The sequence below is a fragment of the Collinsella aerofaciens genome (assembly GCF_039752775.1).
Lineage (GTDB): Bacteria > Actinomycetota > Coriobacteriia > Coriobacteriales > Coriobacteriaceae > Collinsella > Collinsella aerofaciens_R.
Genome location: NZ_JBDMGT010000003.1, coordinates 50,577 through 75,258 on the forward strand (window position 1 = coordinate 50,577; position 24,682 = coordinate 75,258).

Below are 24,682 nucleotides of genomic sequence, written 5' to 3' on the forward strand. Positions count from 1 at the left end.
ACGACCTGTTAAGAGGAGGGCTTTATGGCCAAAGAGAAGTTTGAGCGCACTAAGCCGCATGTTAACATCGGCACCATTGGTCACGTCGACCACGGCAAGACCACGCTGACCGCCGCCATCACCAAGGTTCTCTCCGAGACCGAGGGCTGCAAGGCTGACTTCACTGCGTTCGAGAACATCGACAAGGCTCCCGAGGAGCGCGAGCGCGGCATCACGATTTCCGTCTCCCACGTTGAGTACGAGACTGCTGCCCGTCACTACGCTCACGTTGACTGCCCGGGCCACGCTGACTACGTCAAGAACATGATTTCCGGTGCTGCTCAGATGGACGGCGCTATCCTGGTCATCGCTGCTACCGACGGCCCCATGGCTCAGACCCGCGAGCACATCCTGCTCGCCCGTCAGGTCGGCGTTCCCTACATCGTCGTCTTCCTGAACAAGTGCGACATGGTCGACGATGACGAGCTCATCGACCTCGTCGAGATGGAGACCCGTGAGCTCCTCTCCGAGTACGATTTCCCCGGCGACGACATCCCCGTCATCCGTGGTTCTGCTCTGGGCGCTCTCGAGGGTGACGCCAAGTGGATGGACGCCATTCGCGAGCTCATGAAGGCCGTCGACGAGTACATCCCGACGCCTGCTCGTAACAACGACCTCCCGTTCCTGATGGCCGTTGAGGACGTTATGACCATCTCCGGTCGTGGTACCGTTGCTACCGGCCGTGTCGAGCGCGGTGAGCTCAAGCTCAACGAGCCCGTCGAGATCGTCGGCATCAAGGATACCCAGAACACTGTCGTTACCGGTATCGAGATGTTCCGTAAGTCCATGGACTTCTGCGAGGCTGGCGACAACGTCGGTCTGCTGCTCCGCGGCATCAAGCGCGAGGACATCGAGCGCGGCCAGGTTCTCTGCAAGCCCGGTTCGGTTACCCCGCACACCAAGTTCACCGGCGAGATCTACGTTCTGACCAAGGAGGAGGGCGGCCGTCACACCCCGTTCTTCGATGGTTATCGTCCTCAGTTCTACTTCCGTACCACCGACGTTACCGGTACGGTCAAGCTCCCCGAGGGCACCGAGATGGCTATGCCTGGTGACCACATCACCATCGAGGGCGACCTCATTCACCCGATCGCCATGGAGGATGGCCTGCGCTTTGCTATCCGCGAGGGTGGCCACACCGTCGGTTCGGGCATCGTCTCCACGATTATTGAGTAAATTAGCTCTTTGATATAGCTGACTTAGAGAGAACCCGGCACTTATAGGGTGCCGGGTTCTTTTCTACGCGGGACTTATTCCCCGCCGATTACGCTTCGCTCGCCCTTAAGCCGAGCGTGATGGATCGATTAGATCTCGCTGGCTTCATTGATGTGTTCCAAATATGAATGGATCCAGCGAGAACCAATTGATTCGAGGTTTTCATTGACAGCACTTACATAGAGCTGATAAAGTACCATCTCGTGCCCGTACGGGGCGGATATGAAAGGTTCAGGATACATGCGTACTCTAGTTACTCTTGCGTGCACTGAGTGCAAGCGCCGCAACTATACGACCACCAAGAACAAGGCGAACATGCCTGATCGTATGGAGATCAAGAAGTATTGCCCCTGGTGCCGTCACCACACGCTGCACAAAGAGACTCGCTAGTCTCTAGTCACATACGCCAGTAGTTCAATTGGTAGAGCATCGGTCTCCAAAACCGAGTGTTGAGGGTTCGAGTCCTTCCTGGCGTGCCAGTCATTATTCCGTAAGCTCCCAATTGGGGGCTTACGGTTTACTCATGTATAAGCGCATTGCGCGGAGGTAACCCAAATGGCCAACAAGAAGAACAAGAAGAAGGCTCAGCAGCCGGCACCTGCCAACAACGCTGCCGCCAACTCCAAGGTTGAGGCCAAGAAGGCCGTTGCCAAGAAGAACGAGAAGCCTGGTTTCTTCGCCCGCACCAAGAAGTATTTCGCTTCGGTCAAGTCCGAGATGAAGCGTGTCACGTGGCCCGATAAGAAGGAGCTCGTGAACTACTCGGTCGTCGTTTGCGCTTCTCTGATCGTCGTCGGCGTCGTCATCGCTCTGCTCGATGCTGGCTTTGGCGAGGCTCTTGCTCTGTTCTCTGGATTGAGGGGCTAAACCATGTCTAAGCGTTGGTACGTCGTTCACACTTACTCTGGATACGAGAACCGCGTTAAGTCCGATCTCGAGCATCGCATCGAGACTATGGGCATGCAGGACCGTATCTTTGATATCGAGATTCCTATGGAGCGCGTCACCGAGATTAAAGAGGGTGGCAAGCGTGAGACCAAGGATTCGAAGATCTTCCCGGGTTATGTCCTGGTCCGCATGGAGATGGATGACGATGCATGGACGTGTGTTCGCAACACGCCCGGCGTCACCGGTTTCCTGGGCGGCAACGGCAAGCCCGCTCCGCTTTCCCGCGACGAGTACAATAAGATGACTCGTCGTCCCGGTAAGGGCGATTCGCCCAAGCGCACCTCGGTTGATATTGAGGTCGGCACGTCCGTCCGCGTCACCGATGGCCCGCTTACCGACTTTGATGGCAAGGTCTCCGAGGTTAACACCGAGGCAGGCAAGCTCAAGGTCACGCTGATGATCTTTGGCCGCGAGACGCCGGTAGAGCTCGACTTTAACCAGGTCGCTGTCATCGCTTAAGTTTTCGTCCGTTCGCGCGAGCGTGCTTCTTCTGTGACTGCTCATCTCAGGAGTGCTTCTAACACGTGCGTGCTTACGATATAGCAAGTACTTCACACTCGTGATTCGAAAGGAATGACCATGGCTGAGAAGAAGGTTGCCAACGTCATTAAGCTCCAGATTCCTGCTGGTGCAGCTAACCCCGCTCCTCCCGTCGGCCCCGCCCTGGGCGCTGCTGGTGTGAACATCATGCAGTTCTGCCAGGCCTTTAACGCCGAGACGCAGGACAAGAAGGGCGACATCATCCCCGTTGAGATTTCTGTCTACGAGGACAAGTCCTTCTCCTTCATCACCAAGACCCCGCCGGCGGCTCACCTCATCAAGAAGGAGCTGAACCTCAAGTCTGGTTCCGCTAAGCCCCAGGCCGACAAGGTCGGTCAGCTCTCCCAGGAGCAGCTCACCAAGATCGCCGAGATCAAGATGCCGGACCTCAATGCCAACGACATTGACGCCGCCAAGAAGATCATCGCCGGTACCGCCCGCTCCATGGGCGTCACCATCGCTGAGTAGCGATTTCTTTAGGTAATGACGGGTGCTCCAACCGGGGCGCCCGTTAAATGTGTGCAATAGGGCACACGATACGATGTGGGAGGGCTCACGCCCGTTTAACCACAGGAGGTAATGCACATGGCTAAGCATGGTAAGAGCTATAACGCCGCTGCCGAGAAGATCGACCGCGCCACGCTCTACACCCCCCTTCAGGCTGCCAAGCTCATCAAGGAGCTCGACACCGCCAAGTTCGACGAGACCGTCGAGGCCCACTTCCGTCTGGGCGTCGATACTCGTAAGGCTGACCAGAACATTCGTGGTTCCATCTCCCTGCCCCACGGCACCGGCAAGACCATTCGTGTTGCCGTCTTCGCCGAGGGCGAGAAGGCTCGCGAGGCCGAGGCTGCCGGCGCCGACATCATCGGTTCCGACGAGCTCGTCGCCCAGATTCAGAAGGGCGAGATCAACTTCGACGCCGCTATCGCTACGCCGAACATGATGGCCAAGGTTGGCCGCATCGGTAAGATCCTTGGTCCCCGTGGCCTCATGCCGAACCCCAAGCTCGGCACCGTGACCATGGACGTCGCCAAGATGGTCTCCGAGCTCAAGGCCGGCCGCGTTGAGTATCGCGCCGACCGCTACGGCATCTGCCACGTGCCCCTGGGCAAGAAGTCCTTCTCCGAGAAGCAGCTCGTCGAGAACTACGCCGCCCTGTACACCGAGATCCTGCGCGTCAAGCCCTCTTCTGCTAAGGGCAAGTACGTCAAGTCCATCTCCGTGTCTTCCACCATGGGCCCTGGCGTCAAGGTCGATCCCGCTATCCAGCGTGACTTCCTGGCTGAGTAACTAACAGTTACTGCCTGAGCAAAGCAAGCATTGCTAAAGAAACCCGGTTCTGTCTCGTGCAGGACCGGGTTTCTTGCTATCGCGTCAAAACTGCCTCAAAGGGGGCAGTGACCCCTTTGAGGCAGTTACCAGGGTGTTCTGGCGGTTGAGGACTCGATGGCCTCGTGGCGCTTGAGCTCGCGGCGCATGGTTTGTGAGTTGAGCCAGGCTGCCTGCCAGCCACGGATGGGGTAGCGCGTCTGGTCGAGCTCAAACTGCGTATATCCGCTGGCGTTGATGATCATTGCCCCGCATGCATGTTGACGCTCACGCTGAAAGTCGCGACCATAGCATTGGTGCACATGCCCGTGCACCATGTAGTCGGGATTCCAGGATTCGAGCGCTGTGTTAAAGCATTCAAATCCTCGATGTGGCAGATCATCCAGATCGCCCATGCCGGCGGCGGGCGCATGGGTCAGCAGGATGTCGCAGCCGCCGACCATCCTCACTTTGCGTGACAGCTTGCGCACGCGCTTGGCCATCTCGCGCTCGGTGTACATGTTGGCGCCATCTCGGTAGCGCATGGAGCCGCCAAGACCCGCAATGCGGACGCCGCGATACACGTAAACGGAGTCTTCGACACAGATACAGCCGCCTGGTGCATGACGCGCGTAGCGATCATCGTGATTGCCGCGAACGTAGATGAGCGGTTTGTTGATGACGGTGACCAAGAACTCAAGATAATCCGGGTCCAGATCGCCAGCGGACAAAATCAGGTCGACACCCTCAAAGCGTTCCTTGCGAAAGCGCTCCCATAGGCATCGTTCTTCGGTATCGGCTATGGCAAGGATTTTCATAGGGCGTGGACCTTCGGCTCATCGTTGGGCTGCGGAATGGTGCCCACCACGTTGTCGGCCAACCAGTCCATCTCGACGATTTGAGTGCTCGGCAGTGGGGGAAAGCCCTCGATCTGCACCACGCCGTCTTGGCTATGGAGTTCGCCGCCAAATGGATTGATGGAGCCCTCGACGATGCCATTGCGGAGTAGCTGAACAAGCTTGCGCGTCTGATAGGGCAGGCCCGGAGCGTAGCGAATATCGATAACGCCCGAGCTCATGCCATACCAGTAGTTGACGGCGCGGACCCGGCTGTCGTCACTGGTCTCGTCCCAGGTGCCATGCAGCAGACTTCGCACGATAAGCTCGTAATATCGGCCCCAGTTCCACACCGGCATGGCAATGCCGGCAACCTTGCCATCGATCAGGCGGTGAAGTCCGTAGGCCGTGGGATCTTCGAGCGACTTTGACATGTCGGCGCCGGTCATGACGCTCACGCCTTCGCGGCACATGGCCTCGGCAAGGCCACCGGCAGGCACATCGCCCCAGGTCAGGATAATTTGCGCACGGGGGTCGAGCAGCGAGGCGCCAATCGCAAAGGCGTTGATTTCGCTGAGTGCGCCCGAGGCAAAGACCGACGCGTGGTAACCGATGCGGTGGTTGTCCGCCATGCTGGCGGCAAGGGCGCCCAGGAGGAACTTGGCCTCGTACATCTTGCCAAAGTACGAACGGACGCTTTGATGGGGAAGACCGATAGAGCAGTTGAGGAACCGAACCCGGGGATACTCAACGGCAGCCCTGAGCGTGTATTCCATCAGGCGGTGCGAGGTCGAGAAGATGACGTTTGCTCCATGTTTGACAGCCGTTTCCACGGCGGCGTAGAACGCGTCCGGATCATGGCAGTCCTCGAACGCCTCGGTGCGCACGATACCGCCAAAGTGCTCATCGAGATACTGACGCCCTTGGTCGTGCAGGCTGTCCCAGCTCGACGTCGCACAGGGGAACTCATGGATAAAGGCGATGCGCAGGGGATTGGCTGCCGAATAGACGGTCTTGCCCATAAAGAAGTTGAGCACGCCGGAGGTGGACTTGGCGGGCGACTCCTCCTCATCGACGCTCGGCGCCTCGACAAGGTTGACCTTGTCCTCGTCGCTTTTGCCGGCAATGACCAGCTCGCGCCAAATCTTGCACAGGCGGTTTACGACGATATCGGTCGGTGTGTCCAGTAGGCGGTCCTGGTTGTATACGTTGAGGTATACGAGCATGGCGTCGGCAGGCGTAATGTCCAGGTGGTCGCCGCCCGCGCGAAGGTAGGCGCGCTTAAAGAGTAAGAAGGTGTGGTGCAGGTACTCGACCTTTTTCTGCGGCCATTTTTCGATAAGGTTCTGACCGAGCATCTTCGCGAGCGTCTCGTAGCTTCCCTCGCGCGAGAACTCGATCTCGTATAGGGGGCAGACGCGCCAAAACGCGCAGAACTCGCCGTACAGGCGGCTTTCGACGGAATCCCATGTGCCGGGATAGAGACGGGTGACCCTAGCCGAAACCGTTGGAGCGTCCAGGAATTTGAGGACACTGACGCGCTTGTTGCCCTCTTGGACGTAAAACCGATGCATAAATTCGGTGACGATGATGGGGTCGCGATAGCCCTCGGTTACCTGGATGTCGTAGAGGTTGGACCACTTGCGGGCGAACTCGGTGCTAAACGGCAGCAAGGGCATAAAGTTGCATGAAAAGGCGGACTGACGGCCCTTAGTAACCGTACCGACGACCATTTCGAGTGGAATGTCCCTCAGGCCGACGTTTTCTCGCTGACCTAAGGGGAGCTGGGCGACCAAGCTATCGAGGTCCGTGAGGTACGGATGCGCGCTTTGACTAATGGCGCGTCGACGTCCTTGTTCGCCGCGCTTGCGTGCTTGACGATAGGCCTCTTCCATAGTTTTGCTCCCTTAGTCGTTTAAACAACTATATGAATCATGCTACCATCGTCTCGGCCGCTCGAAAAGGGGCAGCTCGTAAAGGGCGGCTGGGCCATTAAGAAATAACCGCTCATTTGCCCAGATAAAACCTGCCAAAATAAACCTGTCCCTATTTGGTAGGTTAGGCGATGATGGGGGCGATGGCGCGGATGCAGGCGTCGGCAGCGGTGAAAGTGGTGCTGTCGTCGCTGACGATAAAGATGATCTTGCCCTTAATGCCAAAGTCGCCGATCTCGCTAAAGAGCACATAGGGCTCCTTGTCAAAGCCCGAGATGGGAAGCACGGCGGCCTTGGTGGCGCTGGTCAGCTCGTCTGCTAGTGCATCGAGCGACGCCCATTTGGAGGGGTCTTTCACCGCGACGGGGACGGCCACGCGCCCAAAGGGCATCAGATGCACGAGCGTGTTTTTGGAGATGTTGGAGTTGGGGACGATGATGGTCTGTCCGCAGGCATCTTCGATGGTCGTGTGGCGCCAAGTGATGTCCTGGACCACGCCCGACACGCCGCCGACCTCGATATTGTCGCCGGGCTTGATAATGCCCATAAAGGTCACCTGCATGCCGCCGATAAGGTTTGACAGCGTATCCTGAAAGCCCAGCGAGATGGCGATGCCGCCGACGCCAAGAGCGGCGACGAGCGCGTTTGCGTTAATGCCAAAACAGTTGTCGAGGATAAAGCTGCCGCCGATCATCCAGATGACGGCGCGCGCGATGTTGATGAAGATACTCGATGCCGGAAGCGGGTTATCGTCTCGGTTAAGCAGATGGTGCAGGGTCTTGGATGCAACCTTGGCGGCGACGGCGGTGCCTATCGCCAAGATGACGGCCCAGATGATGTTGTGGACCCACCGTTGCTCAAAAAAATGAAGAATCGGCTCAAACAATTCCATGTAGGGAAAACCTCCTAATGATCATTCAACCATGATACCCACCAAAAAGCCCGTCCGATCACATCGGACGGGCCGATAACTTGAGATGGGGCGGTCGCGGTGGCGTAAGCTGGGGCGCCGGCGAGCACGCCGGTAAGGAGTGCGGCGGTCAAGCAAGACGGGGAAGAGGTCTTCTCATGGCAGTTTCCTTAGTTCTTAACCAGTGGTCCCTGCTGACGCTGGATTATCGACATAATATGCGAAAACCGCCGCAAGGGCGTCTGTCCCTTTGCGGCGGTTTTGACGTTTGCGCAGATAAAACCTACCAAAATAAACCTGTCCCTTTTTGGCAGGTTTTAGCTCAGCAGCATGCGGTCGTTGGCGAGCTCGCCTCCCGAGACCTCCTCGAACTTCTGCAGCAGGTCGGCTACGGTGAGCGACTTCTTCTCATCGCCCGCCACGTCGTAGATCACGTGGCCTTCGTGCATCATGATCAGACGGTTGCCCAGACGGATGGCGTCGTTCATGTTGTGCGTGACCATGAGCGTGGTCAGGTGGTTCTCGTCGACGATCTCCTCGGTCAGGTTAAGCACCTTAGAGGCCGTCTTGGGGTCGAGGGCCGCGGTGTGCTCGTCGAGCAGCAGCAGGCGCGGCCTGGTGAGCGTGGCCATCAGCAGGGTGAGTGCCTGGCGCTGGCCACCCGAGAGCAGGCCGACCTTGGCGTTGAGACGCGTGTCCAGACCAAGGTCCAGGCGCTTGAGCAGCTCAACGTACTCATCTTTCTCGGCCTTGGTGACGCCCCACGAAAGGCCGCGACGCTGGCCGCGACGCTTGGCGAGGGCCAAGTTCTCGGCAATCTGCATGTCGGCAGCGGTGCCGCGCATGGGGTCCTGAAACACGCGGCCCAGGTACTTGGCGCGCTGCGACTCGCTCAGGCGCGAGATGTCGGTGCCGTCGAGCTCGATAACGCCCGAATCGAGCGGGTACACGCCGGCGATCATGTTGAGCAGCGTGGACTTGCCGGCGCCGTTGCCGCCGATCACGGTTACAAAGTCGCCGTCATTCAGGGTGAGGTCGACGCCGGTGAGCGCGCGCTTCTCGGTGACGGTGCCCTTGTTAAAGGTCTTCTTGACATGCGAGAGCTTAAGCATCTGCCTCATCTCCCTTCGTGTAGGAGCTGCGGAGCTTATAGCGCTCCCAAACCACGGGCACGCACAGGGCCACAGCGACAATTACGGCGGAGAGCAGCTTCATGTCGTTGGCGTCCATGCCCAACTGCAGCACGATGGCGCGGATAAGGAAGTACACCACGGAGCCAAAGACGGCGGAGGCAAGACGGACGCTAAACTGCGTGAGGCCGCCGGGCAGCAGACGGCCGAGCACCTCGCCGATAACAATGGCGGCAAGACCGATAACGATGGCACCGGTGCCCATACCAATGTCGGCATACTTTTGGCTCTGGCAGATGAGCGCGCCCGAAAGGCCGATGAGGGCGTTGGAGAGCACGAGGGCGATCATCTTGGTGGAGTTGGTGTTGACGCCCAGAGCGCGGATCATGTACTCGTTGTTGCCGGTGGCTCGCAGCGCCGAGCCGATCTCGGTGCCAAAGAACCAATACAGGATGGCAACGATAGCCACGGCGAGCAGGATGCCCAAGATGATGGCAACGGTGGACTGCGGCAGACCGGTCATATTGCTGACGGCGGAGAACACGGTGCCCTTGGCAAGAATGGGCGTATTGGACTTGCCCATGATGCGCAGGTTGATGGACCACAGGCTGATCTGGGTGAGGATTCCGGCGAGGATCGCAGGAATCTCAAAGACGGTGGTCAAAATGCCCGTGACGGCGCCCGCGATGGCGCCGGCGCACATACCGGCCAGCACGGCGAACAGCGGGTCGACGTTGTTATTGACGATGAGCACAGCGCAGACGCAGCCGCCGAGGGCAAAGCTGCCGTCGCAGGTCATATCGGGAATGTCGAGCAGGCGGAACGTGATAAACACGCCAAGCACCATAATGCCCCAGAGGACGCCCTGCGAAACGGCGCCCTGCAATGCAATGAGCATGCTTCATACCTCCTAGGATAGGGTGGACACGTGATTCACCATAATAGCGGTAACAATGCATAGAAGAGTTACGGACAGACGTTTTGTTTTACCTGAAACAAGCAGGGCGGACGCCGGTCTACAGCGCCCGCCCCTGTGGCTCAGATATTGAATAACGCGGCTAAAGCGCGAGCACGGGCTCTAGACGCATGCCGCGTATGGCATTACGCGTCCAGGGCGGAAAGGTCGATGCCCAGGGCCTCGGCCATTTCGTCGTTCTTGACGACGACCAGGTCCTTGCTCGAGAGGTGCTTGATCGGCATATCCTCGGGCTTGGCCTCGCCCTTCAGGATCTTAACGGCCATCTCGCCCGCGGCGTAGCCCAGGTCCTCATAGTTGATGGAGAGGGTGAACAGGCCGCCGGCCATGCACATACCCTCCTCGCCAGTCACGAAGGGAAGCTTGTTTTCCTTGCAGATCTGGCCGACCTGCGAGGCACCCGCGGCGATGGTGTTGTCGGTGGGGGAGTACAGCGCGTCGACCTTGCCCACGGCAGACTCGACGACGGACTGAATCTCGTTGGAGCTCGAGACGGTGAAGTCAGTGTACTCGAGGCCCAGCTTGTCGAGCTCCTTCTTGGCGGCCTTGATCTGGACGTCGGAGTTGGACTCGGCGGTGCAGTAGAGCAGGCCGACCTTTTTAACGTCGGGCAGGACCTTCTGCATCATCTCGAGCTGCTCGGCGACCGGGGTGAGGTCGGAAGCGCCCGTGACGTTGGTGCCGGGCTTGTCGTTGTCCTGGACCAGGCCGGAGGCGGCGTAGTCGGTGATGGCGCAGCCCACGATGGGGATATCGGCCGTGGCGCCGGCGGCAGCCTGCGCGGCGGGCGTGGCGATGGCATAAATCAGGTTGACGTTGTCGCCCACAAACTTGTCGGCAATGGACTTACACGTGGACTGGTCGTTCTGGGCGTTCTTCTGGTCGATCTTGACCTTAAGGCCGCTCTCCTTGATGGCCTTGACAAAGCCGTCGTTGGCGGCATCGAGTGCGGAATGCTCGGTGAGTTGCAGAACGCCGATGGTGTAGTCGGAACCGGCGGCAGCAGAGCCGGAACCAGAGTTGCCGCCGCATCCGGCGAGCGGGGCGAGCGCGAGCAGGCCGGCGGAGACCAGAAGGCTCCTGCGACTGATGGTGATGTCCTTCATATCATTACCCCCAGTATAAAAATGGCTGGAAACACTGCACTGGGACAAAGTGCAAGTGGAACTATAGTAGCGCTGATGTCCATTTTTACAACAGCCTGGCGGGTTTTTTAATACAGAATCGGATGGGCGGTACGGGTAGTCGAATGGGCGGCGGAGGGTCTTATGCGGCGGAGGAGGCGTCGTCCTCCTCGTCGAGGGCGGCGAAGAGCTTCTTGCCGTCGAGGAGACGTGTGGTGACGTTTCTCATGCGGCCAATCTCTACGGTGCGCAGCGTGTCATCGGCACCTCGGGCGTCATAGACCGTTCCCAGCAAATACGAGATGCCATCGCGCTGCCTGATGGCAAAGGGGCGGAGTGTCATCCGTGCTACTTCGGTTTCGCCACGTGCCGTGACGCTCGAAATATCAAAACTCACCGTGGTTCCATGGTCGATGGCCTGCTCGACGAGCTCGCACGTGTCGATGCGCTTGATGGGCGTGCGTGTTGCCTTGGTAGCCTTGCTGCCTGCGCTCGGAACGGGTTCGGGTGTATCGAGGTAGCCGCGAACGTCGGCACTCGCCATGGCAACTAAGTGCTGCGCCATGCTCTTGCGGATAGCGATAGGCGTGGAGCGGTTGCGCATGACCATACCGTGGAGCCGGATGATCTCTTCATCGGTGAGCGGGCGGGTAAGAAGTTTGTAGCCCACGCCGCGTTTGTACTCAATTTCGTATCCGGCATGGCGAAGCGCGGAGATGGCGGTGTAGATGCTGCGCCGCGCCGCCGAGATGGGCATGCGGGCGGGGTCGTCGGGATGGGAGAGGCGCCGGATCAACTCATCGGAAAGCATGGCCTTGTCCTCGCCGGTGTTTTCGCTTAATAGTTGCAGGATGCGAACGGCGCGATAGGCTGCCATCGAGGCGGCGCCTCTAGTCGTGGTGTCGTAGGTTTCAACAGCGGCTTCGGTCATGGTGCCCACGTCCTTTCCGTTTTGGGTGACGACGGTATGGAGCCTAGGACGTGGGGCTTTCCCAGGGGCGCAGGGCGCTCTGGGCGGTCGGTAGTCGTCGGCAAACGGCGGGTCGAGTTTTCAACAGCCCTGCTCAACTGACCAAAAACTTGCCAAAAGCTTGACGGATGCTGTTGAAAAAAAGCGCCTCTCGACCGATGTCGAGAGGCGCTTGTGCGATGAGCGTTGGCGTGTGGCGACGCGAGCTAGCGTCCGACGATTAGAAGTCGGCGTTGCCCACGGTGCGCGGGTGCGGCAGGACGTCGCGGATGTTGCCCACGCCGGTCAGATACATGACCAAGCGCTCGAAGCCCAGACCGTAGCCGGCGTGCTTGCAGGAACCGTAGCGGCGCAGGTCAAGGTAGTACTTGTACTGCTCGGGATTCATGCCCAGGTCCTTGATGCGGGCCTCGAGCAGATCCAGGCGCTCCTCGCGCTGGGAGCCACCGATGATCTCGCCGATACCGGGAACCAGGCAGTCGGCGGCGGCGACGGTCTTGCCGTCCTCGTTCATGCGCATGTAGAAGGCCTTGATCTCGGCCGGGTAGTCGGTTACGAAGGTCGGGCGCTTAAAGTGCTCCTCGGTCAGGAAGCGCTCGTGCTCGGTCTGCAGGTCGATGCCCCAGCTCACGGGGTAGTCAAACTTGTGACCGGCGGCGACGGCCTGCTCCAGGATCTCGACGGCCTCGGTGTAGGTAACGCGGGCGAAGTCGGAGTTGGCGACATGGTCTAGGCGTTCGAGCAGACCCTTGTCCACAAACTTGTTGAGCATATTGAGCTCGTCGGGGCAGGTGGCCATGACGTCCTTGAGGACATACTTGAGCATGGCCTCAGCGTTATCCATGTAGTCGTTAAGGTCGGCAAAGGCCATCTCGGGCTCGATCATCCAAAACTCGGCGGCGTGGCGCGTGGTGTTGGAGTTTTCGGCGCGGAAGGTGGGGCCAAAGGTGTACACGTCGCCAAAGGCCATGGCAAAGTTCTCGGCATTGAGCTGGCCGGACACGGTGAGGCTTGCATGCTTGCCAAAGAAGTCCTGGCTCCAGTCGACCTCGCCGGACTCGGTGAGGGGCGGATTTTTGGGGTCGAGCGTGGTCACGCGGAACATCTCGCCGGCGCCCTCGCAGTCACTCGTGGTGATGATGGGGGTGTTGACGTAGACAAAGCCCTGCTCCTGGAAGAAGCGGTGGATGGCGGCAGCCGCGACAGAGCGGATGCGGAACACGGCGCGGAACAGGTTGGTGCGCGGGCGCAGGTGCTGCTGGGTGCGCAGGAACTCGACGGTTGCGCGCTTCTTCTGCAGCGGGTAATCCGGGGCGCTCGTGCCCTCGACCTCGATGGAGGTGGCAGAAAGCTCGAAAGGCTGGGGCGCATCGGGGGTCAGCTTGACGGTGCCGGTGCAAATGAGTGCGGCCGAGACGTTTTGATGGGCGATCTCGTCGTAGTTGTCGAGTGCCTCGCGGTTCATGACGACCTGCAGGTCGCGGAAGCAGCTGCCGTCGTTGAGCGTAACAAAGCCAAAGTTCTTCATGTCGCGGACGGACTTGACCCAGCCGGCGACGGTGACGGTTTGGCCGCCGAGCGACTCGGCATCGGCATAGAGCTGCGCGATTTTGGTGCGGTTCACGTATCCTCCCATAACGGTTGAATGATAGTTATCCATACAGTTCGTTATTCTAGCAGCTCGTCTCATTTGGGCTATACAGATAAGGCATTGGCGGGATGGTTTTTCAAACGAAAAGCGCCCGCGGCCAAATGGTCGCGGGCGCTTGACGAGGTGCCTTTTGGCTGTGTGGCGCGGGGCCTGGCTACTTGGTCTTGGCTACCAGCAGCGGGTCGCCAAGCTTGACGAGCGGGTTGCCGCCGATAAGCGTTCCAGACTCGCCGACATGGTCGATGCTCTTAAGACGATCGAGCTCGGAGACGATGACGGTCACGATGTCCTCGTGACCAGCGGCCTTAATGGCCTCGCGGTCGAAGCTGATGAGCGGCTGGCCTGCCTTGACCACATCGCCCATCTCGACAAAGCGGGCAAAACCCTTGCCGTTCATTTCCACGGTGCCCAGGCCGACATGGATGAACACGCGCAGGCCGTCCTCGGTAATCATGCCGATGGAGTGGTTGGTGACAGTGGTGGCACCGATGCGGCCGTTGGCGGGCGCATAGATGGTGCCGGTAATGGGCTCGATGCCATAGCCCTGGCCAAGCATGCCCGAGGCGATCGTCTCGTCGGGAACCTCGTCCAGGTTGACGAGCACGCCGTTGACGGGGGCATAGATGACGCCTTCGCGGGTAGCGAAGCTTGCTGCGGGCGGAACGGACGCCTCGCCGGTCGAGGTGAAGGTGGACTTAAGCGAATCGAGCAGACCCATAGTTGCCTCCAACTTAAATAGGCGCATATCGCGCGTTTGGTTTGCCGGAAACGTTTCACATGTGTTTCGCGGCTTGGTCAACGCCCCTATTCTACGCTGCTCAACGATACCTCTGAACTGGGATTATGTGATATATCAGTTGAAGGGAAACTTATTGCCGGAGAGTTTCTGCGCCACGGGTTCAAGTGGGGTACGCTTGAAGGCGAAAAACAAGGGCGCTTAATTTGCGCGAAGGGAGCACATATGATTGTCGAGAACCATGCGCTGTGGGGCGAGGAGCCGACCGAGGATTATCCGGCGACCTTTACGTATCTGGGTGCCGAGCCGCTGCCCGACAAGCCCAATGGCCGCCGCCCCGCGGTGATCATCTGCGGCGGAGGCGGGTTCACGCATATCGCTCCGCACGAGCAGGACCCGGTGGCGTTTGCATTTTTGGACCGCGGCTACCAGGCCTTTGTGCTCAACTATGTCACGAGTTCTACGGGTGACGTGAGCTTTCCGCACCCCCAGGCAGATCTTGCCAAGATGGTCGCCACGGTGCGCGCCAACGCCGACGAGTGGCATGTCGATCCTAAGCGCGTGTGCGTCGTGGGCTTTTCTGCTGGCGGCATGATTTGCGCCTCGCTGGCAACACAGTGGAAGACCGGCCCCTTTGCGGCACTTGCCGGGGCGCGTCCGGACGACATTCGTCCCGATGCCGTGGTGCTGGGCTATCCATTGCTCGACTTTGCCTATGTGCGCGACATGCAGACGCGCGATCCGCGCATTGACTTGCGCGTGCCCAAGACGGGCGGCAAGACGGGACGCGATTTGCTCAACGACTACCTGTCGATGGTGACGGGCGGCGAGGCAACTGACGAGCATCTGGCCGACATCTGCCCCACCACGCATGTTTCGCGTCAGATGCCACCGACCTTTGTGTGGGGCGTGTCCGACGACAAGACGGCGCCGATCGCGCAGGTCTACCCGTTTGCGCAGCGCATGGCCGAGGAGGGCGTTGCATGCGAGATGCACGTCTTCGACCAGGGTGGTCACGGCCTTTCGCTCGGCAACGCCAACACCGCGGTCGACAACGAGGACAAGCAGGTGGCAGTCCGTCCCTGGATCCGCCTGGCCTTCCGCTTTCTGGAGCGCCATCTGTAAGAGGACGGGCATCCCAGCCCTTCAATAACTTGCGGTGAAATAGCTCCGATCTGGGGCATCAACCAGCCCATCCAGGAACTATTCCACCGCAACTTTGTTTTTGATGTCCCGTCTGGAAACTGCATCCCAGTTTTGCCTTTCAAGGTGGGACGCAGTTTCCCATAGGGCCTCGACTGGGAAAGCGCGTCCCGTTTCGAGCGGGGATTCTGGGATGCATTTTCCGTAAGAGGCCTGTTAGGGAAACCATATCCCGTTTCGAGCCAGAATTCTGGGATGTAGTTTCCCCGAGAGGCTCATCGGGAAACTATGGCCCTGAACTCTCCTGCCTGTCCCCATCGCACCGATCTGTCGATTGAACGTCGTTGTGTGTTCGCGCTATCATGCATGGTTACAATTGGTTAGCCATGGCAAACGGTTAGCCATGGTGAACATAAATACAACGCCCTGTGGGCGCCGGGGGAGGAACACGGACGTGAAGCTCGATACACTCGAGATTGGAAAGGACGCCGTTGTCGCATCGGTGGCATCGGACGATCAGGCACTCCGACAGCATATTTTGGACATGGGTCTAACGCCGGGCACCGAAGTCACCATGATGAAGTACGCCCCCATGGGCGATCCGCTCGAGATCCGCCTGCGTGGCTACGAGTTGACACTGCGCAAGGACGATGCCGCTCGCATCGAGCTCGTGGGTATTCACGACACCGATACGGGTCCGCGCGCTAACGCCGCAATCGGCACGACGGAGCATCCGGCCCTGGGCGAGGGGACGTATTCGCCCCGTGCGGCAAAGACGGCCGTGCCCGAGGGCGCGCCGCTGCACTTTGCCCTCGCCGGCAACCAAAACTGCGGCAAGACCACGTTATTCAACCAGCTGACGGGCTCCAACCAGCACGTCGGTAACTTTCCCGGCGTGACGGTCGACCGCAAAGATGGCACCATCCGCAACCACCCCGAGGCAAGCGTTACCGACCTGCCTGGCATCTATTCGCTGTCGCCGTACACGGGCGAAGAGATCGTGAGCCGTCAATTCATCCTTGACGAAAACCCCGACGCCATCATCGACATCATCGACGCCACCAATATCGAACGCAACCTGTACCTGACGCTACAGCTTATGGAGCTCGACCGCCCCATGGTCATCGCGCTCAACATGATGGACGAGGTGACCGCCAACGGCGGCGCCGTGGACGTCAACCTGCTCGAGAGCCTGTTGGGCGTGCCCGTTGTTCCCATTAGCGCTGCCCGCAACGAGGGTATCGGCGAGTTGGTGGACCACGCCCTGCACGTGGCGCGGTTCCGCGAGCGCCCTGGTCGCCTGGACTTTTGTGCGCCCGACGGCCCGGACGGCGGTGCGCTGCATCGCTGCATCCACGGTATTGCTAACCTGATCGAGGACCATGCCGTGACGGCGCACATCCCGGTGCGCTTTGCGGCGACCAAGCTGGTCGAGGGCGATGAGCTGGTAACCGAGGCGCTTCACCTGGATCGCAATGAGCTCGACGCTATCGAGCACATCATTACCCAGATGGAAGGCGAGGCCGGCACCGACCGCCTATCTGCGCTGGCCGATATGCGTTTTAGCTTTATCGGCGACGTGTGCGGGCGCTGCGTCGTCAAGCCGCACGAGAGCCGCGAGCACGTGCGCTCCGTCAAGATTGACCGCATCCTGACAGGTCGTTACACAGCCATTCCGGCGTTTCTGGTGATCATGGGCCTCGTCTTTTGGCTGACGTTTGGCGTGATCGGCGCGGCGTTGCAGGGACTCATGGAGGACGGTATCGCTGCCATCATCGCCTCGGCCGATGCGGGCCTCAAGGCGTTCGGTACTAACGACGTGGTGCGCTCGCTGGCTGTCGACGGCGTGCTTACGGGTGTGGGCAGCGTGCTGACCTTCCTGCCGATTATCGTCGTGCTCTTTTTGTTCCTCTCCATTCTGGAAGACTCCGGATACATGGCGCGCGTGGCCTTTGTCATGGATAAGGTGTTGCGTCGCTTTGGCTTGTCGGGCCGCAGCTTCGTGCCCATGCTCGTCGGTTTTGGCTGTACCGTGCCGGCTATCATGTCGACCCGTACGCTCCCATCCGAGCACGACCGCAAGATGACGGTCATGCTCACACCGTTTATGAGCTGTTCAGCCAAGTTGCCGGTTTACGGCTTGCTGTGCGGAGCATTCTTCCCGCAGGCGACGGTTCCCGCCATGGTCTCGCTCTATCTGATCGGTATCGTGGTCGGCTGCATCGCGGCTTTGGTGCTCAACCGCACGGCATTTAAGGGCGACCCGGTGCCGTTTATCATGGAGCTTCCCAATTACCGCCTGCCGAGCGTCAAGACGACGGTGATGCTGGCATGGGATAAGGCCAAGGACTTCATCACCAAGGCCTTTACCATTATCTTTGCCGCTACGGTGGTCATCTGGTTCCTTCAGACGTTCGACATCCGCTTTAACGTGGTCGCCGACCAGTCGCAAAGCCTGCTTGCCGGTCTGGGTAGCATCATCGCGCCGGTGTTGGCCCCGCTCGGCTTTGGCGACTGGCGCGCCTCGACGGCGCTCGTCACGGGGCTCATTGCCAAGGAGAGCGTCATCTCGACGCTCACGGTGCTTTTGGGCGCAACGTCGCCCGCGGCGCTGTCGACCATGTTTTCGCCGTTTACCGCCTACGTGTTCTTGGTCTTTACGTTGCTGTACCCGCCTTGTGTGGCGGCAATCGGCGCTGTCAAGAGCGAGTTGGGCGCGCGCTATGCCGTGGCCGTATTCGCGTTTCAGGTCGCCGTTGCCTGGATCGTGGCGTTTGTCGTGCATTCGGCGGGCATATTGCTGGGGTTGGCTTAGTTATGAATTGACGGCGCAACCTCTGTGTATCGAATTGTTTTCGGCCCCGCTTCTGTACTGACGGATGCGGGGCCGTTGCTATATAATCGCCTCCGCTCAAAACGATTGGAGACGTTATATATGACTCAGACAAGGCAAGACGGCATCACGCTCAGGCAGTGGCTCCCACTCGTCGGTCTCACCTGCTGTGCGTTCGTGTTCAACACGTCGGAGTTTATGCCCATCGGCCTTTTGACTGATATCGCCGCGTCGTTCTCGCTCACCGAGGCCCAGGCGGGCATCATGATCTCGGTCTATGCCTGGGGCGTCATGCTGCTGTCGTTGCCACTCATGGTGTTCGCTTCGCGTTTCGAGTTCAAGCGGATGCTGCTGGGCGTGCTTGCCGTGTTCTCGCTGGGCCAGTTCCTGTCCGCCTTGGCGCCGACCTATCCCATCTTAGTCTGCGCGCGCCTGGTGGTTGCCTGCGCGCACGCCGTGTTCTGGTCGGTCGCCTCGATCATGGCGTCGCGCCTGGTTGACACACGCCACGGGGCGCTCGCTATCAGCATGATCGCCACGGGCTCGTCCATCGCGCAGATCTTTGGCCTGCCTCTCGGTCGCGCCATTGGCTTGGCCGTGGGCTGGCGCATGACGTTTGCCGTGGTCGGGGGCCTCTCAGCCATCGCGGTCGTCTACCAGGCAGCGGTGTTCCCGGCCATGCCGGCGGGTGAGCGCTTTACCGTCAAACAGCTGCCCGAGCTGCTCAAGAACCCGCTCCTCATCGCGCTCTACGCAGTCACGGTCTTCATGGCGACCGGCTATTACGCAAGCTACAGCTATATCGAGCCCTTCCTGGCGCAGGTCGCGCACGTCGATGCGGGCGCCATTACCATGACGCTGACGGCGTTTGGCTGCTCTGGTTTGCTCGGAAGCTGGCTGTTTGGCCGCCTGTTCGATGGGCATCGCTTCCCGTTCTTGGCTATCACGCTCTCCGGCGTGCCGGTGGCCCTGCTGCTCATGGGGCCGGCCGCATCTTCGCTCGTGACAGTGCTTGCCGTCTGCGCACTGTGGGGTTGCTGCGCCACGGCCTTTAACGTGGCGTTTCAGGCCGAGCTCATCAAGTGCACGTCGGCAGATTCGTCGGCCGTCGCCATGTCGATCTTCTCGGGCCTGTTTAACCTCGGTATCGGCACGGGCACCGCAATCGGCGGCGCCGTGGTTTCGGGTCCCGGTATCGCTTGGATCGGCTTTGTGGGCGGGGCGATTGCCGTCGTGGGCGTTATCCTCGCCATCACGGTGATGTTCCCAGCCATCCGCCGCGCCAAGCCCGTCGCCTAGCCACGTCCCCTCATCAGTTGCGGTGGAATAGTTCCTGTTTAAGGCCTTTGAAGGCCCAAGCAGGAACTATTCCACCGCAACTTATTTTGGGGGAGGGGATACAAGCTGGGCATACAATGGATGTCGTTGTGTTGAGCTTACCGGGAGGTTGCTATGTGGGCATACGAGACGACGTTCTATCAGATCTATCCGCTGGGCTTTTGCGGAGCTCCGCGCGAAAACGCCGCCCCCGTTGCCGAGGATGAGCTCGCCCAGGCCGCCGATGTCGAACCCAACCCCGATGCTCCTATCATGAAGATTGCCCAATGGGCCGACTGCCTGCAAAAACTCGGCGTTGGCGCTGTGCTCATCAACCCGCCGCTCGAGTCCGATAGTCACGGCTACGACACGCGCAGCCTGCGCCATATAGACCGTCGCCTGGGCGGGGATGCCGACTTTGCCGCCGTATGCGACACGCTGCACGCCCATGGCATCCGCGTGGTGCTCGATGCCGTCTTCAACCACGTCGGTCGCGGCTTTTGGGCCTTCCGCGATGTGCAGGAGCGCAAGTGGGATTCGCCGTACAAGGATTGGTTTCACATCAGTTTTGACGGCGACTCCTGCTATGGCGACGGCTTTTGGTACGAGGGCTGGGAGGGTCATTTTGAGCTTGTGAAGCTCAACCTGCAAAATCCCGCTGTGGTCGATTACCTGCTCGAGTCTGTGCGCCGTTGGGCCGACGTCTTTGGCGTCGACGGCCTGCGCCTGGACGTCGCCTACATGCTCGACCGCGACTTTATGCGCCGCCTACACTCCTTTACCCGTGAGCTCAAGCCCGGCTTTGTGCTCATCGGCGAGACGCTCCACGGCGACTACAATCAGATCGTCAACGACGAGATGCTCGACTCGTGCACTAATTACGAGTGCTACAAGGGCCTGTATTCCAGCTTTAACTCGGTCAACATGTTCGAGATCGCCCATTCGCTGCACCGTCAGTTTGGCGGCGACCCTTGGTGCATCTACCGCGGCAAACATCTGCTTTCGTTTGTCGACAACCACGATGTGCCGCGCCTGGCAAGTATCCTCACCGACAAATCCTGCCTGCGTCCCGCCTATGGCATGCTCTTTGGCATGCCGGGCATCCCGTGCGTCTACTATGGCAGCGAGTGGGGAATTGCTGGCGAAAAGGGCGGCCCCGATGGCGACTGGGCGCTGCGACCTGCGCTCAATGAGCCTGCGCCCAACGAGCTGACGGCGTTCATCACGCAGCTTGCGCACCTTCGCTCGGCCGACGACGCGGCTGCCCGTGCTCTCAACTACGGTGCCTATCGCAACGTGGTGATCCAGAACAAGCAGCTGCTGTTCGAGCGCGCCTGCGACGACGCGGCGGTGCTCGTGGCGGTGAATGCCGTGGGTGAGCCTTACACCTTTGGCGCCGGCGAACTCAACGGCTCCTTCGTCGACCTGCTTGCCGACGATGCGCCCACGGTCGAGCTGACGGGTACCCTTGAGCTTGCACCCTACGAGGTGCGCTATCTGTTGAGAGCCTAGCCCATGGCCGTGTCTGACGAGGGCTATCAACATATTGAGCATGGGTTTGAGCCCGTGTTTGACGAGCGCTCGCGCGTTTTGGTGCTGGGGTCGTTTCCCTCGGTGCTCTCGCGCGCCAATGCCTTCTACTATGGCAATCCGCAGAACCGCTTTTGGCGCGTGATAGCCGCATGCCTCGGTGTGTCCGTGCCGCCCAACGAGGGCGACCTTTTGGCAGGCAGTGAGCCTGCGACGCTCGATGCCTCGATTGCCGCCAAGCGCTCCATGCTGCTTAACGGCGGCGTGGCCCTGTGGGACGTGATCGGGAGCTGCGACATCAAGGGCTCGAGTGACGCGAGCATTCGCAACGTTGTGCCGGCACATATCGAGCGCATTGCGGGCAATGCGCCTATTGAGCAGGTGGTATGCAACGGAGGTACGGCGGGGCGCCTCTATAAGCGCTATCTACAGGAGCGGACAGGCCTGCCCGCTGTCGTATTGCCGTCAACTAGTCCCGCTAACGCGGCGTGGCGCCTAGAGCGTCTTGTTGGGCGCTGGCGCGAGGCCGTTGACTGGGGCGCTCGCTAATTTAGATATCTGATTGGGCACGGGCGCCGAGGCGTTTGATGATGGCGCGCCAGATTAGTGCGGGCACAGCGGGCCTAGCGCGCACCATGCCGTCGGCATCGACGCTACCGGCATTGCCACCGCCAAGCAGCTGCGCATGCTCAATGGAGCAGCCCATGCGCACAGCGCCCACAAGCTTATCCATCGCTTCTGAAAGTGGTCGACGCAAGAGACCCATACGCGGGGAGTGGCGAAGCGCCGCAATACCGCTGCCGGCACAGACGACAACGCCGCCACACCACAATTGGTCAAGGCGCTCACATGCCTCGTGCAGACGAACGGCGGTCCCGCGCGCCTGCTTAGCGCCCTCTTGTGCGGCTCGAATCGCGGCATAGACGCGCGTTCCCGTACCGCCAAAGCGCTCAAGCGCCTGCTCGATAGCTGTCAACGTCTCATCGTCAGCCACATCTTCAATGGCTAGCACGATGCCATCGACTGCACCGGCATCATCCGCTTCCAAATCGATCGGGCGGGGGAGCGTGGTGCCAGAAAGCTGTGCATAGGCCGCGATGGCATCCTGGAGGTCCCAAAGCAAAAACTCAAGATCGGCGCTATCGGGAATGCTGATATACGCAATGGTCTGCAACGTTTTTGGTACATCGCCGCGCGCGATCGTCTCCATGCCGCCTCCTTTCCGGTTGGTTTCCGTTTAGGTTACACCGTCTGGCGGCGCCTCGCCGCGCTATCCTAGTGCAACCCTTACGAAAGGAACGCCATGCGCCTGCCCATGAATACTTCGCTTGCCACGCTCAAGCCCTCCGGCATCCGTCGGATTAACGCGCTCGCTGCCCAGCACCCAGGGTGCATCGTGCTTGCGCTCGGCGAGCCCGATTTTCCCACGCCCGACGTGATTAGCGCCGAGGTGACCGCCGCGCTGGACCGCGGTGACACGCATTATCCGCCCAACAACGGTCGCCCTGCCCTGCGCGAGGCGCTGTCCGCATATATGGGCGACGCGGACCTTTCGTTTTCTGCTGACGAGGTCATCCTGACCGATGGTGCGACTGAGGCCCTGTCGGCTACGTTTATGGCTATGCTCAATCCAGGCGACGAGGTCATCATCCCCACGCCGGCCTTTGGCCTGTACGAGAGCATCGTCGTGGCCAATCACGCCAAGGCGGTCTTTTTGGATACGGAGCCTGCGCAATTTCAGATCGACGAGGACGCACTTCGTGCTTGCGTGACGCCGGCGACTAAGGCCATCGTCATCTGCACGCCCAACAATCCTACAGGCTGCATCCTCAACGCGGCATCGCTCGACGCCGTGGCACACGTGGCAGAGCAGGCGGGCATCTACGTGATCTGCGACGACGTATACAACCGCCTGGTCTACGTGGACGACTACGAGCGCTTTGCCCAGCGCCACCCGGAGCTGCGTGAGCAGACGGTAGTCATCGAGAGCTTCTCCAAGCCCTGGGCCATGACCGGCTGGCGCCTGGGCTGGCTCGCGGCAGCGGCACCCGTCATCGCCGAGATCGCAAAGGCCCACCAATACTTAGTATCGAGCGCCGTTTCATTTGAGATGGACGCCGCAGCTCGAGCTCTGACCGTCGACCCCGCTCCCATGCTCGAAGTCTACCGAGCCCGCCGCGAGCGCGTACTCGAAGCCTTAAACGCCATGGGCCTCGACGTAGTAGAGCCCGCAGGAGCCTTCTACACTTTCCCGAGCATCAAAAAGTTCGGCCTAACCAGCGAAGACTTCTGCATCAAAGCCATCAAAGAGGCAAACGTAGCCCTAGTTCCCGGAAACTGCTTCGGAACCGAAGGCCACATCCGCCTCAGCTACTGCGTTTCCGACAAAGACCTGGACGAAGGCCTCCGCCGCCTGTCCACCTTCATTTCAACCTTGTAGCCCTCAGGGATGCAACACATCAGCCCACCGACATAAGGGTTATGCGTGGGGCGCGCCGGCCAACGGCAACCCTGGCTGCCCCAAAGTCAACACAGGCCGCGCCGCCAAAGGCCAGGCGCAAGCTTTTCGTAGATTCCGCACGAGCCGAAGAGCACTAAATGTGCTCTTCGTGCGAGCCCAGGACCTGACCGAGCGAAAAGCTTGCGCCTGGCCTTTGGCGGCGCGGCCGAGATGGTGGAATTGTGTGCAGTCAGGGTTGCCGTTGACCGACGCCGGGGTCCCCGCCATAATACTTTCGGTTCACGCACGAATCCGCTGCCAGAGACAGCCGGCGCAAACGGGTCTTACCCGCGAGCTTAATGGGACTTCCCGCCAGCCGAGGTGGTCGAGTAGATATGTCTTCTCGCCCCCGTCGCTCATGCAGCGCGGGGGCTTTCTTTTTGGACATGCCCCCGTCACGTCCTTGTGGCGGACCGTGCCCGGAAAGAATTCGAGGAGGTGTAATTCATGCCCCAGCAGTACAAAATCGACAAGGTTGCAGAGATCGAGTCCCGTATCGCCGAGAACGCCGGTCTGTTCGTTGTCAACTACAACGGTCTGACGGTTAAGCAGGCTCAGGAGCTGCGTCATCAGCTTCGCGAGTGCGGCGCCGAGATGAAGGTCTACAAGAACAACCTGGTCAAGATCGCCCTCAAGAACCAGGAGCAGCCCGAGATCGACGAGATTCTCGCCGGCCCCGTCGCTTATGTGTTCTACGAGACCGAGCCGGTCGAGGCCGCTAAGGCCCTTAAGGACTTCTCCGCTAAGTCCAAGGGCGTCCTTGAGATCAAGGGCGGTATCTCCGACGGCAAGGCCGTTTCCGCTGATGATGTTAAGGCTATCGCCGAGCTGCCCACCAAGGATCAGCTTCTTGGCCAGATCGCCGGTCTCATCTCCGGTTTCGCTCGCGACATCGCTGTCTGCGTCAACGGCGTTTCCTCTGGTCTCGCTCGTTCGATTCAGCAGGTCTCCGAGCAGAAGGCAGCCTAGTCGCTGTTTTCGCCCGCGGCGGCAACGCCGCACCCCTGGCGCATTCGCGCCGTGTTTTAACTGATCTCCG

At 60.0% G+C, this 24,682-nt stretch carries 23 protein-coding genes and 1 tRNA gene; 14 read left to right on the top strand and 10 right to left on the bottom strand.

The window, feature by feature from the left end; genetic code table 11:
* The first annotated feature begins 24 nt into the window (after nucleotides 1-24).
* The 7 genes from tuf to rplA all read left to right on the top strand — a co-directional run bounded on the left by tuf (nucleotide 25) and on the right by rplA (nucleotide 4,035).
* Nucleotides 25-1,215, top strand: a complete 1,191-nt coding sequence (tuf, locus tag ABHR63_RS01635; protein WP_346965856.1) for an elongation factor Tu — start codon at nucleotides 25-27, stop codon at nucleotides 1,213-1,215.
* Nucleotides 1,216-1,494: 279 nt separating this feature from the next.
* Nucleotides 1,495-1,644, top strand: a complete 150-nt coding sequence (gene rpmG, locus ABHR63_RS01640) for a 50S ribosomal protein L33 (RefSeq protein WP_102372646.1) — start codon at nucleotides 1,495-1,497, stop codon at nucleotides 1,642-1,644.
* A 13-nt stretch (nucleotides 1,645-1,657) separates the two neighbouring features.
* Nucleotides 1,658-1,733 (top strand) — tRNA-Trp (locus ABHR63_RS01645).
* 76 nt (nucleotides 1,734-1,809) lie between these two features.
* Nucleotides 1,810-2,121 (top strand): preprotein translocase subunit SecE, encoded by a 312-nt coding sequence (gene secE / locus ABHR63_RS01650; protein WP_346965857.1) that lies wholly within the window; start codon nucleotides 1,810-1,812, stop codon nucleotides 2,119-2,121.
* 3 nt (nucleotides 2,122-2,124) lie between these two features.
* Nucleotides 2,125-2,661, top strand: a complete 537-nt coding sequence (gene nusG, locus ABHR63_RS01655; protein WP_099432095.1) for a transcription termination/antitermination protein NusG — start codon at nucleotides 2,125-2,127, stop codon at nucleotides 2,659-2,661.
* 120 nt (nucleotides 2,662-2,781) lie between these two features.
* Nucleotides 2,782-3,210 carry a 50S ribosomal protein L11 gene (gene rplK, locus ABHR63_RS01660; protein ID WP_022093893.1) on the top strand — a complete coding sequence of 143 codons (429 nt, stop codon included), beginning with the start codon at nucleotides 2,782-2,784 and terminating at the stop codon, nucleotides 3,208-3,210.
* Between the two features lie 117 nt (nucleotides 3,211-3,327).
* Complete coding sequence (rplA, locus tag ABHR63_RS01665) at nucleotides 3,328-4,035, top strand: 50S ribosomal protein L1 (protein WP_346964764.1); 708 nt, start codon at nucleotides 3,328-3,330, stop codon at nucleotides 4,033-4,035.
* A gap of 125 nt (nucleotides 4,036-4,160) precedes the next feature.
* On the opposite strand, the gene ABHR63_RS01670 is transcribed toward rplA, so the two are convergent.
* From ABHR63_RS01670 to ABHR63_RS01710, 9 genes are all read right to left on the bottom strand, one after another.
* Nucleotides 4,161-4,871, bottom strand: coding sequence for a metallophosphoesterase family protein (locus ABHR63_RS01670; protein ID WP_346964763.1), 711 nt, complete (start codon nucleotides 4,869-4,871; stop codon nucleotides 4,161-4,163).
* Nucleotides 4,868-6,784: a BMP family ABC transporter substrate-binding protein gene (locus ABHR63_RS01675; RefSeq protein WP_346964762.1), complete on the bottom strand. Its 1,917-nt coding sequence runs from the start codon at nucleotides 6,782-6,784 to the stop codon at nucleotides 4,868-4,870. The genes ABHR63_RS01670 and ABHR63_RS01675 overlap by 4 nt, the downstream gene beginning before the upstream one ends.
* 163 nt (nucleotides 6,785-6,947) lie before the next feature.
* A complete protein-coding gene (locus tag ABHR63_RS01680) occupies nucleotides 6,948-7,715 on the bottom strand; it encodes a mechanosensitive ion channel family protein (RefSeq protein ID WP_346964761.1) in 768 nt (255 codons plus the stop codon).
* 335 nt (nucleotides 7,716-8,050) lie between these two features.
* Complete coding sequence (locus ABHR63_RS01685) at nucleotides 8,051-8,845, bottom strand: ABC transporter ATP-binding protein (RefSeq protein ID WP_055250279.1); 795 nt, start codon at nucleotides 8,843-8,845, stop codon at nucleotides 8,051-8,053.
* The gene (locus ABHR63_RS01690) at nucleotides 8,838-9,761 is read right to left on the bottom strand and encodes an ABC transporter permease (RefSeq protein WP_055309412.1); all 924 of its coding nucleotides are present in this window, start codon (nucleotides 9,759-9,761) and stop codon (nucleotides 8,838-8,840) included. The genes ABHR63_RS01685 and ABHR63_RS01690 overlap by 8 nt, the downstream gene beginning before the upstream one ends.
* Before the next feature lie 203 nt (nucleotides 9,762-9,964).
* The gene (locus tag ABHR63_RS01695; protein WP_022093885.1) at nucleotides 9,965-10,945 is read right to left on the bottom strand and encodes an ABC transporter substrate-binding protein; all 981 of its coding nucleotides are present in this window, start codon (nucleotides 10,943-10,945) and stop codon (nucleotides 9,965-9,967) included.
* Between the two features lie 160 nt (nucleotides 10,946-11,105).
* A complete protein-coding gene (locus ABHR63_RS01700) occupies nucleotides 11,106-11,894 on the bottom strand; it encodes a hypothetical protein (RefSeq protein WP_161144884.1) in 789 nt (262 codons plus the stop codon).
* A gap of 259 nt (nucleotides 11,895-12,153) precedes the next feature.
* Nucleotides 12,154-13,557, bottom strand: coding sequence for an asparagine--tRNA ligase (asnS, locus tag ABHR63_RS01705; protein WP_055285210.1), 1,404 nt, complete (start codon nucleotides 13,555-13,557; stop codon nucleotides 12,154-12,156).
* Nucleotides 13,558-13,738: 181 nt separating this feature from the next.
* On the bottom strand, nucleotides 13,739-14,302 hold the full coding sequence (locus ABHR63_RS01710) for a PTS sugar transporter subunit IIA (RefSeq protein ID WP_022093882.1): 564 nt from the start codon (nucleotides 14,300-14,302) through the stop codon (nucleotides 13,739-13,741).
* Nucleotides 14,303-14,545: 243 nt separating this feature from the next.
* Between ABHR63_RS01710 and ABHR63_RS01715 the strand changes: the two genes are divergently transcribed.
* The 5 genes from ABHR63_RS01715 to ABHR63_RS01735 all read left to right on the top strand — a co-directional run bounded on the left by ABHR63_RS01715 (nucleotide 14,546) and on the right by ABHR63_RS01735 (nucleotide 21,692).
* Nucleotides 14,546-15,445 carry an alpha/beta hydrolase gene (locus tag ABHR63_RS01715; RefSeq protein WP_195363880.1) on the top strand — a complete coding sequence of 300 codons (900 nt, stop codon included), beginning with the start codon at nucleotides 14,546-14,548 and terminating at the stop codon, nucleotides 15,443-15,445.
* A gap of 421 nt (nucleotides 15,446-15,866) precedes the next feature.
* Nucleotides 15,867-18,278: a ferrous iron transport protein B gene (gene feoB / locus ABHR63_RS01720; RefSeq protein ID WP_346964760.1), complete on the top strand. Its 2,412-nt coding sequence runs from the start codon at nucleotides 15,867-15,869 to the stop codon at nucleotides 18,276-18,278.
* Between the two features lie 120 nt (nucleotides 18,279-18,398).
* Complete coding sequence (locus ABHR63_RS01725; protein ID WP_055250267.1) at nucleotides 18,399-19,595, top strand: MFS transporter; 1,197 nt, start codon at nucleotides 18,399-18,401, stop codon at nucleotides 19,593-19,595.
* Between the two features lie 153 nt (nucleotides 19,596-19,748).
* The gene (locus ABHR63_RS01730) at nucleotides 19,749-21,125 is read left to right on the top strand and encodes an alpha-amylase family glycosyl hydrolase (protein ID WP_225093838.1); all 1,377 of its coding nucleotides are present in this window, start codon (nucleotides 19,749-19,751) and stop codon (nucleotides 21,123-21,125) included.
* Nucleotides 21,126-21,128: 3 nt separating this feature from the next.
* Complete coding sequence (locus ABHR63_RS01735) at nucleotides 21,129-21,692, top strand: DNA-deoxyinosine glycosylase (RefSeq protein ID WP_346964759.1); 564 nt, start codon at nucleotides 21,129-21,131, stop codon at nucleotides 21,690-21,692.
* Between the two features lies 1 nt (nucleotide 21,693).
* On the opposite strand, the gene ABHR63_RS01740 is transcribed toward ABHR63_RS01735, so the two are convergent.
* Nucleotides 21,694-22,353 carry a hypothetical protein gene (locus tag ABHR63_RS01740; protein WP_195568930.1) on the bottom strand — a complete coding sequence of 220 codons (660 nt, stop codon included), beginning with the start codon at nucleotides 22,351-22,353 and terminating at the stop codon, nucleotides 21,694-21,696.
* A gap of 93 nt (nucleotides 22,354-22,446) precedes the next feature.
* Between ABHR63_RS01740 and ABHR63_RS01745 the strand changes: the two genes are divergently transcribed.
* Entirely contained in the window at nucleotides 22,447-23,583 is a 1,137-nt protein-coding gene (locus ABHR63_RS01745; protein WP_346965858.1) for a pyridoxal phosphate-dependent aminotransferase, read from the top strand.
* A gap of 507 nt (nucleotides 23,584-24,090) precedes the next feature.
* Nucleotides 24,091-24,612 (top strand): 50S ribosomal protein L10, encoded by a 522-nt coding sequence (rplJ, locus tag ABHR63_RS01750; protein WP_055250258.1) that lies wholly within the window; start codon nucleotides 24,091-24,093, stop codon nucleotides 24,610-24,612.
* Nucleotides 24,613-24,682: the final 70 nt, after the last annotated feature.

What these genes read in the sequence shown, in the direction of transcription:
- tuf (WP_346965856.1), top strand. Translation starts at nt 25, where the DNA reads ATGGCCAAAGAGAAGTTTGAGCGCACTAAGCCGCATGTTAACATCGGC.
- rpmG (WP_102372646.1), top strand. Translation starts at nt 1,495, where the DNA reads ATGCGTACTCTAGTTACTCTTGCGTGCACTGAGTGCAAGCGCCGCAAC.
- secE (WP_346965857.1), top strand. Translation starts at nt 1,810, where the DNA reads ATGGCCAACAAGAAGAACAAGAAGAAGGCTCAGCAGCCGGCACCTGCC.
- nusG (WP_099432095.1), top strand. Translation starts at nt 2,125, where the DNA reads ATGTCTAAGCGTTGGTACGTCGTTCACACTTACTCTGGATACGAGAAC.
- rplK (WP_022093893.1), top strand. Translation starts at nt 2,782, where the DNA reads ATGGCTGAGAAGAAGGTTGCCAACGTCATTAAGCTCCAGATTCCTGCT.
- rplA (WP_346964764.1), top strand. Translation starts at nt 3,328, where the DNA reads ATGGCTAAGCATGGTAAGAGCTATAACGCCGCTGCCGAGAAGATCGAC.
- ABHR63_RS01670 (WP_346964763.1), bottom strand. Translation starts at nt 4,871, where the DNA reads ATGAAAATCCTTGCCATAGCCGATACCGAAGAACGATGCCTATGGGAG.
- ABHR63_RS01675 (WP_346964762.1), bottom strand. Translation starts at nt 6,784, where the DNA reads ATGGAAGAGGCCTATCGTCAAGCACGCAAGCGCGGCGAACAAGGACGT.
- ABHR63_RS01680 (WP_346964761.1), bottom strand. Translation starts at nt 7,715, where the DNA reads ATGGAATTGTTTGAGCCGATTCTTCATTTTTTTGAGCAACGGTGGGTC.
- ABHR63_RS01685 (WP_055250279.1), bottom strand. Translation starts at nt 8,845, where the DNA reads ATGCTTAAGCTCTCGCATGTCAAGAAGACCTTTAACAAGGGCACCGTC.
- ABHR63_RS01690 (WP_055309412.1), bottom strand. Translation starts at nt 9,761, where the DNA reads ATGCTCATTGCATTGCAGGGCGCCGTTTCGCAGGGCGTCCTCTGGGGC.
- ABHR63_RS01695 (WP_022093885.1), bottom strand. Translation starts at nt 10,945, where the DNA reads ATGAAGGACATCACCATCAGTCGCAGGAGCCTTCTGGTCTCCGCCGGC.
- ABHR63_RS01700 (WP_161144884.1), bottom strand. Translation starts at nt 11,894, where the DNA reads ATGACCGAAGCCGCTGTTGAAACCTACGACACCACGACTAGAGGCGCC.
- ABHR63_RS01710 (WP_022093882.1), bottom strand. Translation starts at nt 14,302, where the DNA reads ATGGGTCTGCTCGATTCGCTTAAGTCCACCTTCACCTCGACCGGCGAG.
- ABHR63_RS01715 (WP_195363880.1), top strand. Translation starts at nt 14,546, where the DNA reads ATGATTGTCGAGAACCATGCGCTGTGGGGCGAGGAGCCGACCGAGGAT.
- feoB (WP_346964760.1), top strand. Translation starts at nt 15,867, where the DNA reads ATGGTGAACATAAATACAACGCCCTGTGGGCGCCGGGGGAGGAACACG.
- ABHR63_RS01725 (WP_055250267.1), top strand. Translation starts at nt 18,399, where the DNA reads ATGACTCAGACAAGGCAAGACGGCATCACGCTCAGGCAGTGGCTCCCA.
- ABHR63_RS01730 (WP_225093838.1), top strand. Translation starts at nt 19,749, where the DNA reads ATGTGGGCATACGAGACGACGTTCTATCAGATCTATCCGCTGGGCTTT.
- ABHR63_RS01735 (WP_346964759.1), top strand. Translation starts at nt 21,129, where the DNA reads ATGGCCGTGTCTGACGAGGGCTATCAACATATTGAGCATGGGTTTGAG.
- ABHR63_RS01740 (WP_195568930.1), bottom strand. Translation starts at nt 22,353, where the DNA reads ATGGAGACGATCGCGCGCGGCGATGTACCAAAAACGTTGCAGACCATT.
- ABHR63_RS01745 (WP_346965858.1), top strand. Translation starts at nt 22,447, where the DNA reads ATGCGCCTGCCCATGAATACTTCGCTTGCCACGCTCAAGCCCTCCGGC.
- rplJ (WP_055250258.1), top strand. Translation starts at nt 24,091, where the DNA reads ATGCCCCAGCAGTACAAAATCGACAAGGTTGCAGAGATCGAGTCCCGT.